The 15,459-nt window shown below is 69.6% G+C and carries 13 protein-coding genes; 6 read left to right on the top strand and 7 right to left on the bottom strand.

Annotated features, from left to right (window positions below; all coding sequences use genetic code 11):
* Positions 1 to 40 precede the first annotated feature (40 nt).
* The gene (locus OXN85_08625; GenBank protein ID MCY3600022.1) at positions 41 to 2,473 is read left to right on the top strand and encodes a CehA/McbA family metallohydrolase; all 2,433 of its coding nucleotides are present in this window, start codon (positions 41 to 43) and stop codon (positions 2,471 to 2,473) included.
* Complete coding sequence (locus tag OXN85_08620; protein ID MCY3600021.1) at positions 2,470 to 2,958, top strand: NUDIX domain-containing protein; 489 nt, start codon at positions 2,470 to 2,472, stop codon at positions 2,956 to 2,958. The genes OXN85_08625 and OXN85_08620 overlap by 4 nt, the downstream gene beginning before the upstream one ends.
* On the opposite strand, the gene OXN85_08615 is transcribed toward OXN85_08620, so the two are convergent.
* Positions 2,948 to 4,399 carry a sodium/solute symporter gene (locus OXN85_08615; GenBank protein ID MCY3600020.1) on the bottom strand — a complete coding sequence of 484 codons (1,452 nt, stop codon included), beginning with the start codon at positions 4,397 to 4,399 and terminating at the stop codon, positions 2,948 to 2,950. The genes OXN85_08620 and OXN85_08615 overlap by 11 nt on opposite strands.
* A gap of 241 nt (positions 4,400 to 4,640) precedes the next feature.
* Here OXN85_08615 and OXN85_08610 point away from each other — a divergent pair, with 241 nt between their 5' ends.
* Genes OXN85_08610 through OXN85_08600 form a run of 3 tightly spaced genes read left to right on the top strand, consistent with a single transcriptional unit; the run spans position 4,641 to position 8,522 of the window.
* On the top strand, positions 4,641 to 5,936 hold the full coding sequence (locus tag OXN85_08610; GenBank protein ID MCY3600019.1) for a pyridoxal-dependent decarboxylase: 1,296 nt from the start codon (positions 4,641 to 4,643) through the stop codon (positions 5,934 to 5,936).
* 5 nt (positions 5,937 to 5,941) lie between these two features.
* Positions 5,942 to 6,613, top strand: coding sequence for a hypothetical protein (locus OXN85_08605; GenBank protein ID MCY3600018.1), 672 nt, complete (start codon positions 5,942 to 5,944; stop codon positions 6,611 to 6,613).
* A gap of 49 nt (positions 6,614 to 6,662) precedes the next feature.
* Entirely contained in the window at positions 6,663 to 8,522 is a 1,860-nt protein-coding gene (locus OXN85_08600) for a gamma-glutamyltransferase family protein (protein MCY3600017.1), read from the top strand.
* A gap of 21 nt (positions 8,523 to 8,543) precedes the next feature.
* Here the strand turns inward: OXN85_08600 and OXN85_08595 are convergent, their stop codons facing one another.
* The 6 genes from OXN85_08595 to OXN85_08570 all read right to left on the bottom strand — a co-directional run bounded on the left by OXN85_08595 (position 8,544) and on the right by OXN85_08570 (position 14,743).
* Positions 8,544 to 9,452, bottom strand: coding sequence for a Kdo hydroxylase family protein (locus tag OXN85_08595; protein ID MCY3600016.1), 909 nt, complete (start codon positions 9,450 to 9,452; stop codon positions 8,544 to 8,546).
* A 43-nt stretch (positions 9,453 to 9,495) separates the two neighbouring features.
* The gene (locus tag OXN85_08590) at positions 9,496 to 9,939 is read right to left on the bottom strand and encodes a RidA family protein (protein ID MCY3600015.1); all 444 of its coding nucleotides are present in this window, start codon (positions 9,937 to 9,939) and stop codon (positions 9,496 to 9,498) included.
* A 52-nt stretch (positions 9,940 to 9,991) separates the two neighbouring features.
* Complete coding sequence (locus OXN85_08585) at positions 9,992 to 12,115, bottom strand: PQQ-dependent dehydrogenase, methanol/ethanol family (GenBank protein MCY3600014.1); 2,124 nt, start codon at positions 12,113 to 12,115, stop codon at positions 9,992 to 9,994.
* Between the two features lie 87 nt (positions 12,116 to 12,202).
* Complete coding sequence (locus tag OXN85_08580) at positions 12,203 to 12,622, bottom strand: type II toxin-antitoxin system VapC family toxin (GenBank protein MCY3600013.1); 420 nt, start codon at positions 12,620 to 12,622, stop codon at positions 12,203 to 12,205.
* The gene (locus OXN85_08575; protein MCY3600012.1) at positions 12,619 to 12,918 is read right to left on the bottom strand and encodes a type II toxin-antitoxin system prevent-host-death family antitoxin; all 300 of its coding nucleotides are present in this window, start codon (positions 12,916 to 12,918) and stop codon (positions 12,619 to 12,621) included. Before OXN85_08575 ends, OXN85_08580 begins: the two co-directional genes overlap by 4 nt.
* A 70-nt stretch (positions 12,919 to 12,988) precedes the next feature.
* Complete coding sequence (locus tag OXN85_08570; GenBank protein MCY3600011.1) at positions 12,989 to 14,743, bottom strand: amidohydrolase family protein; 1,755 nt, start codon at positions 14,741 to 14,743, stop codon at positions 12,989 to 12,991.
* Positions 14,744 to 14,919: 176 nt separating this feature from the next.
* Here OXN85_08570 and OXN85_08565 point away from each other — a divergent pair.
* Positions 14,920 to 15,459 (top strand): DPP IV N-terminal domain-containing protein (locus OXN85_08565; protein ID MCY3600010.1); only part of this gene is annotated, 540 nt, incomplete at its 3' end.

The following is a 15,459-nucleotide window of genomic DNA, read 5'->3' as shown; positions in this document are numbered from 1 at the left end:
GCCCCGCCGAGTTCCGTCGTTCCTGTCTGTCGGCGCGGTCGTGTTCGGACTCGCGCTGTTGCCCCTGGGCGTGAACGCGCAGTGGACGAATCGCTACCCGAAGGTCGCGGGGTACGGCCACCACGTGTACCTCGAAGGCTACGAGCTTCCGCTGCTCACGGCGGGACCCATCGATCCGGCGCCGTCGCCGGACGGGGAGCGGGTGGCGTTCGCCTCGGGCGGGTGGATCTGGGTCATGGACCTCGCGAGCGGCGTGGCGCGGCGGCTGACCCGTGGCGGGGGGATCGACGCGCGACCCGCCTGGTCCCCCGACGGGCAACTGGTCGCGTTCGTACGCGACGATACTGAAGACACGGAGATCGTCTGGGTCGCCGCGAGCAGCGGAGCCGAACTCGGCCGCGTTGACAGTCCCGGACTGGAACTCGATCCCGCTTTCTCGGCCGACGGTACGAAACTCTTCTACTCATCGGCCGAATCGGAGGTGCGAGCCCTGGATCTGTGGGCGGTCGACATCGAGACCGGCGTCCGGCGGCCGGTGACCGACGCGCCCGGGCTCGAACTGAAGCCCCAACCCGGCGCACGCGCGCTCGTCTACCTGTGGAAGAGCGGCGGCCGCGACCGCGTCGTCGTGCGCGCCGACGATTCGCCGGAGCCGCGCACGCTCATCGAGGGGAACATCGCGTCCATGGCGCGGCCGGCGCTGAGTCCCGATGGGTCCACCGTGGCCGTCAACTGGCCGACCCAGGAGGGGTGGGACCTCCGGCTCCTGAACGTGGCCGACCCCGGACCGTCGATCCTGCTGGCGTCGGGAGGGCTGCCGCTGACGCCGGCATGGGATCCTTCGGGCGAATGGATCTACTTCTCGGAGGCCGACGACCAGGAACGGTTGGAGCTCAGGCGGGTGCGCGCCGCGGGCGGGCCGGTCCGCGAAGTGCCCGTGACGGCGTGGGATTGGGGCGAGTCGACCGCGACTCTCCGCATTCGGACCGTCCGCGAGGAAGGCGGGGCGCCGGTTCCGGCACGGCTCGCCGTCGTCGACGGGGCCGGGCATCCGGCCGTCCCGGAGGCGTCGCAGACGCGTTTCGACGGGCAGGGCGGCCGCGTCTTCTTCTACTCGCCGGGCGTCATCGAGGTCACCGTGCCCGTCGGCGAGGTCACGGTCGCGGCCGTGCAGGGACTCGCGACGCCCGAGGCGGCGACGACGCTGCAACTCGGAGAGGCGTCCGGCGTCGCCGAGGTTGAAGTCGTGCTGTCTCCCGTTTGGGACGCCCGGGCCGGCGGCTGGAGTTCGGGCGAACATCATTTCCACCTGAACTACGGCGGCCCGTATGACCTCTCTCCCGACGACCTGACGCCGATGATGCTGGGGGAGGCGCTGGACTTCGCCACCCCGCTCCTCGCAAACCTCCACAACCGGTTCGAGGATCAGGATCTGTGGAGATGGCGACACGCGGGCGGCCCGCCCTTCATCCGCTTCGGGCAGGAGGTGCGGTCACACTTCCTGGGGCACCTGGGCTTGATCGAGATCGACGACCTGTTCTGGCCCTGGGTGTGGGGGCCGGGCTACCAGGTCTACGGATCCGACGACCGCGCGAACGCCGAGCCGCTGCGCCATGCGCGGGCTCAGGGAGGTTTCCAGTACTATGTGCACCCCGTGAGCACCCGGGGCATGGCGCGCGCGACGCCGTGGGCCGAAGCATCGATCGCCGACCTCTACGGGGTCGTGCCGATCGAACTCGTCCCCGATGCCGTGCTCGGAGATCTGGACGCGCTCGAAATCGTCTGCCTGTGGAGCGACGAGGTCCTCACTTCCCAGATCTGGCACCTGCTGCTGAACGCCGGCATCCCGATCGTGCCCTCGGCCGGGACGGACGTGATGAACAACTTCTACCGCACGATGGCCATCGGCACCTCGCGCGTGTACGCGCAGACCGGAGCCGTTGAGAACTGGTCGACCTACATGGATGCGCTCCGGAGTGGTCGAACCTTCGTGACCAACGGGCCGTTCCTCGAGTTCAGCGTAGGCGGGGCGGGTCCCGGCCTCGTCGTGTCCGGTGGAGACGTTTCGTGGTCGCTCGATGTCGCGACCGCCACCGGAGTGGATCGGGTCGAGGTGCTGGTGAACGGCGAGGTGGCGTGGAGCGAAGAGGGGCTCGACGGCCCCGGTTCGCGCCGCTTCGAGGGCGACCTGACGCTCCCGGAAGGGGGATGGGTCGCCGCGCGCGCCGTCGGCGGCGCCGCCCGCTGGCCGATGATGGCGAATTACCCGTTCGCGCACACCGCGCCCGTCTGGATCGGAAGCGTCGGCAGTTCCGACCCCGCCGCCCGCCGAGCGGCCGTTGCCGAACTCCTCGCCATTCTGGGCGTGGCGCGCCTCAGGTTGAGCGCGGGCTACGGAGGTACGGACATCCCCGATCTCCTGGGCCGCTTCGACGCCGCGCGCGAGCGGCTGGAGGCGATGGCCGCACGATGACGGGCGACCGCGGCACCGCCGCTCGTCCTTCGCGTCCGGCCATGGCCCTCGTGATCGAGGATCCGGGGTCGGCCGGTGGGGCCCGCCGCTGGCTGCTCGTGCGCCGCCCCGATGACGATCCCGATCTGCCCGGCGTGTGGGGCCTCCCCGCGGGTTCGCCTGCCGACGGAGAGACGGACGACGCTCTCGTCCGGCGCATCGGCCGCGAGAAACTCGGCGTGGAGACCGAGGATCTGGGCCGCCTGAGCGAGGGCCACCTCGACCGGCCGGGCTATCGGCTCGAGATGCGCCTGCACGCGGCCCGGATCGTGGCGGGCGAACCCCGCGTGCCCCAGGCCGTCCCCGGCGTCACCCAGTATTCCGAGTGTGACTGGAAGCCGCCGGCCGAACTCCGGAGCGGGGCGGACCGCGGATCGCTGTGCTGCCGGCTCGCCCTGGGACTGCCAGACATCGCGGCGGGCGGCCGGGACCGCGTCAGAGCCTGATGTCGAGGCGGCGCGCCGCGGCCAGTGGCGGGGCCGCGAGGCCGCAGGCCACGTAGGCGGCGAGCGAGAGCGCCATCGCGGGGAAGACCTCGTGCACGGCGTCCGAGAACGGAACCAGATCCCAGCACAGCAACACCGTGAAGCCGGTCAGGAGCGAAGCCACGGCTCCCGCGCCCGTGCCTCGCCGCCAGAGCAGGCCGAGCACCACGGCCGGGAAGAAGCAGGCCGCGTAGAGCCCGCCCGAGAAGGCCGTGAGCGTGACGATGCTCCCCGGCGGATTGAGCGCGAGCCAGGCCGTGATGATCGCGAACAGCGCGACCCAGAACCGCGTATGCGCCACGGCGCGCCCCTCATCCGCCTGCGGCCGGAAGAGCGAGATCACGTCCCGCTCCCAGGTCGAGGCCATCACGAGCAGCACGCTATCCAGCGACGACATCGCCGCCGCGAGCATCGCCACGAGGATGAACGCCGCCGGCAGCGCCGGCAGGATCCCCGCGTCGCCTAGCAGCGTCGGCACGACGAGATCTGATTCCGCGAGGCCGCTGCCGATCACGGCGTGGGCATAGAGCCCGATCGGGAGCAGGAGCGTGTACACGCCGAGGAACGCGATCGTTGACACGACGAGCCCGCGGCGCACCGCCTGCGGATCGGCGAGGGCGTAGAAGCGCGAGAGCTGTCTCGGATCGACGATGAACTTGAGCGTCCCCGCCACGATGATCCCGACGAGGACGGGGAAGGGCATGGCCGCGTCCCAGCGGAAGAGTCCCGAGGTGGCCGGCGCCGCGCGGATCGCGTCGATCGCGCCCAGTCCCCCGGCGCTGTTCAGCGTCCCCCAGAAGAGGAGGATGGCGGCGATGGACATCACGATCCCCTGGACCGCATCGGTCTTCACGACCGAGATGAACCCGCCCACCGCCGTGTAAAGGACGACGACGACAAACACGAACCCGATCGCGCCCTTGTAGGGGATGTCGAGGAAGATCTCGAGCAGGTTCCCGATGCCCTTGAAGACCGCGATCATGTACAGGAAGCTGGCGAAGATCACGATGACCGCCGCCAGGACGCGCGCCGCCCGGCTCTCGAAGCGGAACCCCACGTAGTCCGCGAGGGTGACCGAATCCACCGCCCCCGTGAAGGCGCGCAGCCGCGGCGCGACCCAGATCCAGGCCGAGAGCGAGAAGACGACGACGGCGGGCGCGAGCAGGAGCCACGGCGCCCCGTACGTGTACGCCTGTCCCGAGAAGCCGACGAAGCTGTTCGTGCTCGAGTAGGTGGCGAAGAAGGAGAGGCCGAGCACGACCCCGCCCATCGATCGTCCTCCGACGTAGTAGTCCGTCCGTCCCTTCGTCCCGCGGCGGCCCTCGATCGCGTGTCGCACGAGCAGGGCGCCGTACACGGCGAGGAGCGCCACCGCGATCCAGTGTGTCTGCAGCCAGGCCATTCGCTTGTCGGGTCCCGGGTTCGGGGGGCGGTCTCGGGTCTGGAGTCGGCGGTTCGACGACCCCGGTATCTGATTGGACCTCGCCTCCGCAGACAAGCCCCGGCTCCAAGCGCAGGGTCGGTCCGCGTCCCGTGCGTTGCCCCGCCCATCTCCGCACACAAGGTTGGATTTCGACGACCGGCAACGGTCGGTGATGCGGACGGATCCCAGGTCACGCTACCGTGCGACGGAGGTCAGCGAAGTGGCACAGGCAACCAGCACCCTGAGTCCTGAAGTTCGGACCCGAAAGCGGCTCCCGGAGCGGGGAATCGAGTGGGAGACGCTCAAGAGCGAACTGCTCAGCCGGAAGGCGATCGATTACGACTGGAGGAACGGTCGCGTTCCGTACCTCGTCTACTACGTGGACGAGGAGATGAAGCGGGTGCAGGACGCGTCCCACGCGATCTATTCGGTGGAGAACGCCCTCTCCGGGCAGGGTTCCTTTCCCAGCGTCGGGGCGATGGAGGAAGAGGTCATCCAGATGGGCCTCGACGTGTTCAACGCCCCCGAGGGCGCGGCGGGCCAGTTCACGTCGGGGGGCACGGAGAGCATCTTCCAGGCCGTGAAGGTCGCGCGCGACATGAAGCGGGAGGCGCGCCCGGACCTGGGCCGGCTCAACATCGTCGCCGCCTACAGCCGTCACCCCTCCGTGGACAAGGCCGCCCAGATCCTCGACCTCGACATGAAGTACGTGGACTGCCGGGCGGACTACCGGGCGGACGTGGACGCCATCCGCGAGGCCATCGATGAAGCCTCCATCGTCATCTACGCCGGAGCCCCCACCATCTACTACGGGCTCATCGACCCGATGCGGGAACTCGGTGAACTCGCCCTTGAGACGGGCGTCCGCCTGCACTCGGATGCCTGCTACGGCGGCTTCATCTCGCCCTTTGCGCGGGAACTCGGTTATCCGGTCCCCGACTTCGACCTCTCCGTGCCGGGCGTGTCCAGCCTGTCCGCCGACCTCCACAAGTTCGGTTTCGCGCAGAAGAGCGCCTCGCTCGTCCTCTTCGCCAACGGGGACGACCTGCGGTACGCCCGCTATGTCATCCGCGACCTCGCCGGCGGCTCCTACGCCTCGGCGACGGCGCAGGGCTCGCGGCCGGGCGGTGCGGTGGCGTGCGCGTGGACGATGCTCCAGCACATCGGCCGGGAGGGATACCGTGGGATCGTGCGCGGGATCATGGAGACGACCGATGCAGCCATCGAGGGCGTGAGGGCGATCGACGGCCTCTACGTGTTCGAACCTGAAGGGGACACGAACCTCTTCCGCTACGATGTCGAGCCCGGAGAACCGTTCAACATCTTCGCCGTCGCGAGGCTTATGAACGAGCGGGGTTGGATGATGGGACAGCACCGCAAGCCGCCCGCCATCCACCAGCCGATCACAGCCGTCCACACGCCCGTGCTCGGCGAGTACCTCTCGGACCTCGAGGCATGCGTCGCCATCGCCCGCCGCGACCGCCTCCACGACACCTTCCTCGACGGCACCTACTAACCGGGATGCCGGCCGGACTGTTATCGGCGCTGATCATCGCGCTCCTGGCGCTGCTCGGGATCGGCGCGCGTTACCAGGTACACGGGGATCTCAACGCCATCCACGGTCTGTTCAGCCTGTTCTTCTCGACGAACCTGCTGATCTGCTATTGGGAGGCGTGCCTGTACCTGCGGCGCGACTACATCGAGGAGCGTGCCGTGTACTGGCGCGAACGGCGGCGCGAGACGGGCCGGACGCCGGCCGTCGAGTTTCTGACCACGAGGGTGCCGCCGAGGCGGATCTTGTCCCCGACGGTCTGGGCGGACGCCTGGGCGACCTACTCGATGGTGGACGAGTCGTATGCGGATCGCCGTACGTTCGGGTTCACCGTCGATATCGCCAACGGCTTCTTCACCCCGGTTCCGACGCTGGTCCTGTACGCGGCCTTTACCTTCGGTTTCCTGCCGGCGGTCGTGGCCGGCATCCTGGCCGCCATGCTGTTCTGGCAGTGGACGTACGTGTCGTCGCTCTACTGGGTCAGTTTCTTCGTGGCCGGGAGGCAGGCGCTCATCACGAAGGGCGAGTTCCTCGTCTACGTCGGCGCCCCGAACGCCTTCTGGGTGCTGTGCCCGGCGTTCGGGCTGTACGTCTCCGTTCGCCTGATCCTGGATGGCCACTACCGCGTGCTGGGATTCTGATCCTGACCGACGTTGCAGGTGTCTCGATTTCACACAAAGGACGGACCCGATGGAACGCTTCCCGATCCGGATGACTGCGCTGTTCGCCGCGTCTCTCCTCCTCCTTCCATTGGGGGCCGCGGCTCGGCAGGTGAACATCGGCCTGCCGGCCGAGCGGACGGCCCACCGTCCCGCGGTGCCGGGCCCGAACGGGCTGGTGACGGCGGGTCACCCCCTGGCGTCCATGGCGGGTCTACGCACGCTCATGGCGGGGGGGAACGCCGCCGATGCCGCCGTCGCGACGCTGGCCACGCTGAACATCGTACGGCCGCAGATGTCCGGGATGGCGGGGAACGGGTTCGTCACGCTCTACGACCGCGTCTCGGACCGCGTGTACTCGCTCGGGGCCACCGGCGCCGCTCCCCGGGGGCTCGATCCCGCGACCCGCACGGCCGACGAGTTGAACAAGGGCATTCACGCGGGCGTCGTCCCCGGCCTGTTCGGGGGATGGATCGCCCTCCTGGACCGCTTCGGCACCATGAGCTTGGCCCAGGTGCTCGCCCCGGCCATCGATTACGCCGAGAACGGCCATCCCATCGAGGCGTCCGTGGTGGCGGCGATCGAGTCGCACAAGGACCTCTTCGAGAGCTTCCCCTCGAGCCGGCGGATGTTCCTCCCGCGCGGCAGGGTGCCCGAGCCCGGCGAGACGTTCCGCATGCCCGATCTGGCGAACACGCTGCGCAAGGTGGTCGAGGCCGAGCAGGCGGCCCTGGCGGCCGGCAGGACGCGCTCGGAGGCGCTCCGGGCCGCCTTCGACCGGTTCTACCGGGGCGACATCGCCGAGGAGATGGCCCGCTTCTACGCGGAGAACGGCGGCGACTTCACCATGGAGGACTTCGCCCGCTACGAGCCCATCTGGGCGGAGCCGATCCACACCACCTACCGGGGGTTCGATGTGTACACCAGCCCGCCGACGTCGCGCGGAGGGCTGGAGGTGACGATGCAGTTGAACCTCGTCGAGGGATTCGACCTCCGCGCGCTGGGCGCCGGGAGCGCGGAGACCATCCACCTCCTGTCGGAGGCGATCAAGGTCGCGAAGGCCGATGTCTATGCCTACGCGGCCGATCCCGCCCTGGTCGACGTGCCCGTCGGCGCGTTGCTGTCGAAGGACTACGCGGCGGCTCGCCGATCCCTCATCGACCCGTCCCGCCTGATGGCATACCCGGGCGCCGGAAACCCGGTGCGGGTCGACGAATTCCAGCCGGGCGCGCGCGCCGCCGGGCAGGCGGCGGGAGAGGCAGCGATCCAGCCACGGCGAGGACACCTGGCCGAACAGGCGCACGCGGGGAGCACCACCAGCTTCTCCATCGCGGACCGCTTCGGCAACGTCGTCGCGGCCACGCCCACCCACGGCGGCGCCTTCGGCACGGGCGTGGTGGTCGGCAACACCGGCCTCACCTTCAACAACGGATCCCGCATCGGCTCGACAGCGCCGTACCCCGACCATGTGAACTACGTCCGGGGTGGGCAGATCCCGATCCTCAACAACTCCCCGATCATCGTGCTCAGGGACGGCCGGTTCCATGCGGCGCTGGGGACGCCGGGCGGCGAGACGATCGGCCAGACCCAGTTCCAGGTGCTCGTGAACCTCCTCGACTTCGGGATGCCGGTCCAGGAGGCCATCGCGGCGCCCCGCTTCACCCTGAGCGGCGAGCCGAGCTTCTACCGGCCCGGCGCCGAGATCCGCTTCCGCCTGGAGGACCGCCTGCCCGACGCCGTGGCCGGGACGCTGGAGGCGTTGGGATACACCGTGGAACTCGCGCCCGGTTACGCCTTCGGCAGCATCCAGGGCATCACCTTCGATGCCGCGACTGGGGCCCTCATGGCGGGCGCCGACCCCCGCCGCGTGGCCTACGCCGTGGGCTGGTGAGGTTGCCGGCTCTCCCCGGCCTCACGCCATCGGGCGCGACCCGTCGCGGCCGCGGAGGATGTTGAGGGGGGCGAGTTCCGGGCGGCGGCAGGCGGTCAGGCGGAGGATGAAGGTGTCGACGAGGGCGTGCTGGCCGGACAGGCTCGCGTGGCTCACCATGTCGGTGAGGACCATCCAGGCGGAGAAGGGCGGGAAGCGGATCTCCCGCCACGTCTCGTCCCGCTCCTGGAAGGATGGGGTGTCCTTCATATAGTTGTGGAAGCGCCGCATGAGACGGTCGTACGGGCTGGAGTCCGCGAGCACCGCCTCCCCGAGCCCCGCCTTCGCGATCCCTCGCAGCAGACGCCCCCGGAGACGGTCCACGGGGCTCCTCTCGAGCGAGCCGCCGTCCGCCACGCCCGCCTCGGTGCCGTAGCGCGCGAAGACGTCGGGGAACGTCCCCTTGGTGCACCACACGCGGTCCTCCTCGGGGTTCACGTTGACGAAGAAGCGGAGGATCCGGTCCCCGTCGGTCGCCCCGTAGGCGCCAGCGTCGAAGTGGATCAGTTCGTTGCTCGCGTGCGGGGAGAGGCCGCGGCCCCGCTCCTGGATCGGGCGGAAGCTCGTCGTCCCCACCGTCCATCCCTCGGTAAGCGCGGGCAGGTACTCCCGGAGGAAGGCGCGAACCCTGGCGCCGTGCGCGGCGAGGGTGTCGAGAACGGCGTCCCGCAGCCCCCCGCGCGCCGCCACGCCGCGTAGACGCCCGCTCTCCGGGTGGTAGCTGACGTTCTTCGCGCGCAACTGGCGCGGAAGTTCGGCGCGCAGCCGCTCGAGATCCGCGTCCGGCGGAAGTGCCACCGGACAATCGGGGAAGAAGACGATCTCCCCCCGCTCCAGCGCGTCGGCGAGATCGGGCCGGGGCCCCCGCCCGGGCCCGGCGTTGGTGACCAGGCCTCGCCCCGAGTTCAGCGGCCCCCGCGCAGCGGTGAGCTCGTCAGTTGCGGGAGCCGATCGCCATCACCTCGAACCGCGCCCCGAACAGGAGGGGCCCGGAGCCGAGGAAGGCGCGCGCCGGGAAGTTCTCCGTGAAATAGGTCCGGTAGACCTCGTTGAAGACATCGTAGAGAGCGACATCCGAGCAGAACACCTGCACGGAGACGAGGTCGTCCATCGTGATCCCGGCCTCCTCCACCGTGTTCTTGATCGCCTCCATGACGAGCCGAGCCTCCTCCTCCGCGTCGTTCGGCGGACGCCCGTCCACGAGTCCCAGCGACCCGGACACGAAGAGCAGGTCGCCCACCCAGACGGCGCCGCTGAACGGCAGGCCCTCGTCGCTGGCGTGTTGCGGGTTGATGTACTCGCGCTGGGCCGAAAGATCGGAAGCCATGGCCGCGAAACCTCCGGTGGCAAGAAGTGAGACCAGGATGAAGCGCTTCATGAGTCGGTTCCTCTTGTTGTGGTTCAGTGGTCGTCGGTTCGGGGCTCTCGGTTCAGTGGTCGCCATCCGCCGGCGTCTCGGCCTCCGCGGCGAGCGTCTCCCTCGCCTCCGACACGATGTAGGCCTGGATCGCCCGAACCTGCTCGGGATCGAGCAGGCCCTCGTAAGACGGCATCCCCTGCGCCTCGCGACTCCCTCCGAGCACGATGTCCTCGAAGTTGCGGTGCACGATGTCGGTCGACCGCTGCAGGTTCGGCATCGCGCCCTCCGAGCCGCCTCCGCCGCCGTGACAGATGCCGCAATACTGCCCGTACACGTCCGCCCCGCGCTCCAGCGACTCGGCGTCCGTGGGCAGATCGAGGTCGGGCACGTTCGCCGGCCGTTTCCGCTGCGGCGTCGGCATGGGCTCCGTCCCGCCCAGCACGAAGGTGAAGACCCGTCCCCGCTGCTCGTAGTTCGCCGCGTCGCCGTACGGAGACCCGCTGCGTCCGCGCGCGCCGCCCCAGCCGGCCGCCACGGACACATGCTGCCGACCGTCGACGAGGTAGGTTACCGGGCCGCCGAGGATCCCGAGGCCGGTGGAGACCTCCCACAACTGGTCTCCGGTCTCCGCGTCGTACGCGACGAAGCGGCCGTCCCCGCCGCCCTGGAACACGAGCCCCGACGACGTCGTCATCGTCCCGCCGTTCCAGTAGCCGAGCTGGGCGACGGTCCAGCGCGCCTCCTGAGCCTTTGGGTCCCAGGCCACGAGGAACCCGGCGTCATCGCGGGCGCCATAGCGGCTCTGGAGCCCGAGGTTGCTGACGGCGGGTCCGTAGCTGTGGTCCTCGATCGCGAGGTCCGTGAACACCCAGTCGGGCGGCTCGCTGCGCTCGACCCACCCCTCCTGGATCGGCAGGTACATGAGCCCCGTCTCCGGGTTGAACGACTGTGGCTGCCAGTTGTGGCCCCCGAGGGCGGCCGGCGTGATGAGCGTCCAGACCTCCGCGTGCACGGCTTCCGGTCGGTCCGTGGGGCGGCCCGTCTCGAGGTCGAGTCCCTCCGCCCAGTTCTGCACGATGTATTCCTGACCCGACAGGAACTCGCCCGTCTCGGCGTCGAGGACGTAGAAGAACCCGTTCTTCGGCGCCTGCATGATCACGCGGCGCATGCGGCCGTCGAACTCGAGGTCCGCGAGCGTCATCGGCTGGACCGCCGTGTAGTCCCAGTGGTCGCCGGGCGTCGTCTGGAAGTGCCACACGTACTCGCCCGTCTGCGGGCGCAACGCGAGGATCGAGGCGAGGAAGAGGTTGTCACCGCCCCCCGGGCTCCGGTGGCTCCGCGACCACGGGGACCCGTTCCCGGTCCCGATGTAGAGGAGGTCGAGGTCCGGGTCGTAGATGATCGAGTCCCAGGCCGTCCCGCCACCGCCCGCGACCCACCACTCGCCGCTCCACGTCTCCGCCGCCATCTCCATGGTTTCGGACTCGAAGCCGTCCGCCGGGTTGCCGGGCACCGTGTAGGTGCGCCACACGAGTTCGCCATCGTCCGCGTCGTAGGCGGACACGTAGCCCCGGACGCCGTACTCGGCTCCCCCGTTGCCGATGATCGCGAGCCCCTGCACCACGCGCACCGCGCCCGTGATCGTGTAGGCCTCGTCGGGGTCGATGGTGAGCGTCTCCCACACGACGTCGCCGGTCTCCGCGTCGAGGGCGACGAGGCGGCCGTCGATCGTGCCGACGATCACCTTGCCCTCGTAGAGCGCGACGCCACGGTTCACGACGTCGCAGCAGGCGAGGCGCCCGCGGATGCGCGGAACGCCGGGGTCGTGACGCCACAGCCGCTCTCCCGTCCGCGTGTCGATCGCGTGCACCACGCTCCACGGGGAACTGATGTACATGACGCCGCCCACGACGAGCGGCGTAGCCTCGACGCCGCCTCGTAGTTCGATGTCGTACGTCCAGGCGAGGCCGAGTCCGTCGACGTTGTCCCGCGTGACTTCATCCAGCGTGCTGAAGCGGTCCTCGGCGTAGTTGCCGCCGTAGGTGAGCCAGTTGCCGTCGGGCCGCGCCGCCTCGAGCACAGCGTCGGTCACATCGCTGGCGCTCCGCACGGCCGACGGCTCGGGCGGCGGCGCGTCCGCGGTGCAGGCGGCGACGGGAGCGAGGAGCAGCAGGGCATGGAGTCGCGTGCGCATAATCTCTCCCGGTCACGGGGATGGGGTACGGCCTCAAGCGAACAGTGTACGATCTAACACTGTCCGATGTCCTCAGTCACGACCAGTTCAAAGAACCTTGAACCCCTCGCGCCTTGCGGCGTTGGAGAGGCGGTGGTCGCCGCTGACCAGCTCGAGCCGCTGCGGATCTTCGGCTGCCGCGGCAAGGGCCGCCGCCAACTGCAGCGCGTCCGCCCCCCGCAGCGGGTGAAGCCGAAGTAGCCTGATCGCACGGTTACGAACCTGTTCGAGGGGCTCGATCTCTATCCAACTGGCCGCCAGCCGCTGAAGCTGCTCCAGGGACCGGTCGAGCCCGCCGGCTTCGAAATGCCGCTCCCGGTGGAGGCGGTTCAGGGCCGACGCGCATTCGACGCGGCTTCCCCACCACGTAACGATCGCCGGATCGTCCCGGATCGTGGCACGGCGCCGGGCGCTGCCCGCCTCGTCCACGAGAAGTGTCACGAGTGCCGACGAGTCCCAGTATTTCAATGGCCCTCGGCGCGCTCGGCCACGATGATCTCGCTGGCGCTCACCCCTTCGGTGAGCCGCGGGGCGGGGACACTCAGGAAGCGTTCGACATCGAACGGAGCGCGGGGAGGGGTTGCCACGCCCCGCCGTACGAGGTCCGCGACTTCATGGTCGCCGCCCAGGTCGTCCGGGCGGCAAGGTTCGATCCGCGCCACGGGCTCGCCGCGATGCGTGATCAGCACAGCTTCCCCGCGACGGACGTCGCCCAGCAGTCCACTGAGGGCGTTCTTCGCTTCGCTGACGCTGGCTCGTCTCATCTGGCCATTCTGGCCATATCGATATCGCCTGTCAAGCCTCAAAGGCTCGTCGGCACGACGACGGCGCGAGCTAGTTTGCGGAGTTCCCGGGCCGCAGGATGACCTCCCCGGGGAGTTCGTCGGTGAACTCGCCGCCGTCGACCGTGAACACGCCGTTCACCATGACGTAGTCGACGCCTTCGCTGAACAGGTCCGGCTCGAGCACGGTGGCCCGATCGCGGAGGCGTTCGAGGTCGAACACGACGAGGTCCGCCCGGTAGCCTTCGCGCAGAAAGCCGCGGTCCTCCAGCCCGATGATCCGCGCCGGCAGCCCCGTCATCGAGCGGACCGCGAACGGAAGCGTGATCGCCTTCAGGTCCTTCACGTAGCGGGCGATCTTGCGCGTGAATGCGCCGAAATGGCGAGGGTGCGCGCCGGGCCGCGAGGCGAACTCGGGCACGCCTTCGACCCCGCTCACGGCCGCGTCCGAGGCCGTGGCCGTGTAGTCCTGCCGGTAGTAGTTGATGACGTCCGCGTCGTGGATCCCGTAGCCGCGCGTCCAGGCCCCGCCGAGGACGTCCGCGTATCCGTTGAGCGCCATGTGGACGACGACCTCCTGGTACGTGACGTCCAGCCGGCGCCCCAGTTCCTCCAGCGTGCGGCCCACCCAGGTCGGGTCGGGGTAGCCCACCACGACTACGCGGTCCGGACCCCCGTTGTGGTCGACGATCCACTCGATGTCGCGGGCGATGAGAGCCTGGAGTTCCGGGTCCGCCCAGCGGCGCTCCAGGTGCCCCCGGGCATCGTCGAACACCCCCGGGCGGTTGTAGACCGGGCTATCCCTCCCGCCGCTCGTGTCCACGGTGTCGTGCACCAGGCTCCAGCGTGGGATCATGGGCCGCGCGCCCCCGCCGAACGTCTCGTACGGGTAGACGTCCAGGTAGACTTGCAGCCCCTCCGCGCGCGCCCGGTTCACGACCAGCGTGTCCTGTTCGGAGCGGCCGAAGCTGGAGCGGCCCCGCGCCTTGTGGTGGCTCGCCACGACGCGGATCCCCGTTTCGCGCGCGACGTTCACAGTCTCCGCCAGCCCCTCGTTACCGTCCACGGGCAAGTCCGTCACGGTGCTCGGCAACTCCCACAGCGGCATGGCCGCCTCGCTGCGCTGGTGCGCGACGTAGAAACCGTCGTAGGGGGCCACGGCCTCGGCCAGGGCAATCACCTCCTCCGGCGTGCTGTAGCGGGCGGGGCGGTACTCGACGCCGGCTCCCAGCCCCCACGCCCCCGACTCCATTCCCTCGCGCACGAGCGCCTGCATGCGGGCGATCTCGTCCTCCGTCGCCGCACGCCAGTAGTCGTTGCCCATCACTTCGGCGCGCACCGTGCTGTGGCCGACCATGGGGACGAAGTTCATCGCGTGTCCCAGCTCCCGGAGAGCCGCGATCTCCGCGCTGAGCGGCCACGTCTGATTGCGGCCGTCCGGCCCGCCGATGACCGTCGTGAGCCCCTGGCTGTTCAGGCTCTTCGCGCGCCGTGCCTCCAAGTGCTCGGAGGTCATGGCGCGGTCGGCATGCGAGTGCAGGTCGATGAAGCCCGGCGAGACGTACATCCCCGTCGCGTCCACCACGCGCCGCGCCGTCGCGTCTCCGAGGCTCCCGATCCGCACGATCCGGTCGCCGGCGATGGCGACGTCCGCCGCGAACCACGGGTTTCCCGTGCCGTCGATGACGCGCCCGTTCCGGATGAGGATGTCGTACTCCTGCCCGGAGAGCCGGAGAGGGAGGGCGCCCGCCGCGAGGGCGGCGCTCGTGGCCAGGAAGACGGCGCGTCGTGCTGTAAGCCGAATCATGTCAATCACCCCGGGGCGGTCGGGCAACATTGTCGGACGACCCTGACGAGTCGGACGATAACGCGACGGTTGCCCGCGGGTCGAATCGGGTAGATATGTTTCCGGCCCTGTCCCCTGTCCGATCCCGGGAGCCGACGATGCACGAGAAGCGCGAAAAGAGCCTTCACGAGATCCGAATGATGAAGTTCGCCCTGGTCCTCGTCGCCATTTCGGGCGCGGTGGCCGCCGATCCGGTGGCGGCGCAGGGCCGGTTCGAGCCGATGGACGTGTTCGAGATCGAATACGCCGCCGACCCGCAGATCTCGCCCGATGGCAGCCAGGTCATCTACGTCCGCACGTCCATGGACATCATGCGGGACGCGAAGAAGTCCGAGCTGTGGATCATGAATGCCGACGGGTCGGATCACCGGCGCGTGGGCGTGGGCGGGTCCCCGCGGTGGTCGCCGGACGGGACCCGGATCGCCTACACCGACGACGGCCAGATCCACGTGCGCTGGATGGATACGGGCGAGGCAGCCACGCTCACGCAGCTCATCGAATCGCCGCGCGGGCTCCGCTGGTCGCCCGACGGGCGCTACCTCGCGTTCAACAAGCTCGTCCCCTACCCGCCGCCGAGCCTCGCCCCGCCGCCCACGCCGCCCGCCGGGGCGGAATGGGCCGATCCTCCCATCATGGAGGACCGCTTCAAGAACCGGCAGGACGGCGTCGGATACCTG

This window comes from Candidatus Palauibacter australiensis (assembly GCA_026705295.1).
GTDB classification, from domain to species: domain Bacteria; phylum Gemmatimonadota; class Gemmatimonadetes; order Palauibacterales; family Palauibacteraceae; genus Palauibacter; species Palauibacter australiensis.
The sequence above is the reverse complement of the archived record's forward strand: the minus strand, read 5'-3'. Positions and strand labels throughout refer to the sequence as shown.

Coding starts and splice junctions, on each gene's coding strand:
- OXN85_08590 (MCY3600015.1), bottom strand. CDS start 9,939: ATGAAGCGCTTCATCCTGGTCTCACTTCTTGCCACCGGAGGTTTCGCG.
- OXN85_08615 (MCY3600020.1), bottom strand. CDS start 4,399: ATGGCCTGGCTGCAGACACACTGGATCGCGGTGGCGCTCCTCGCCGTG.
- OXN85_08605 (MCY3600018.1), top strand. CDS start 5,942: ATGCCGGCCGGACTGTTATCGGCGCTGATCATCGCGCTCCTGGCGCTG.
- OXN85_08570 (MCY3600011.1), bottom strand. CDS start 14,743: ATGATTCGGCTTACAGCACGACGCGCCGTCTTCCTGGCCACGAGCGCC.
- OXN85_08585 (MCY3600014.1), bottom strand. CDS start 12,115: ATGCGCACGCGACTCCATGCCCTGCTGCTCCTCGCTCCCGTCGCCGCC.
- OXN85_08575 (MCY3600012.1), bottom strand. CDS start 12,918: ATGAGACGAGCCAGCGTCAGCGAAGCGAAGAACGCCCTCAGTGGACTG.
- OXN85_08600 (MCY3600017.1), top strand. CDS start 6,663: ATGGAACGCTTCCCGATCCGGATGACTGCGCTGTTCGCCGCGTCTCTC.
- OXN85_08620 (MCY3600021.1), top strand. CDS start 2,470: ATGACGGGCGACCGCGGCACCGCCGCTCGTCCTTCGCGTCCGGCCATG.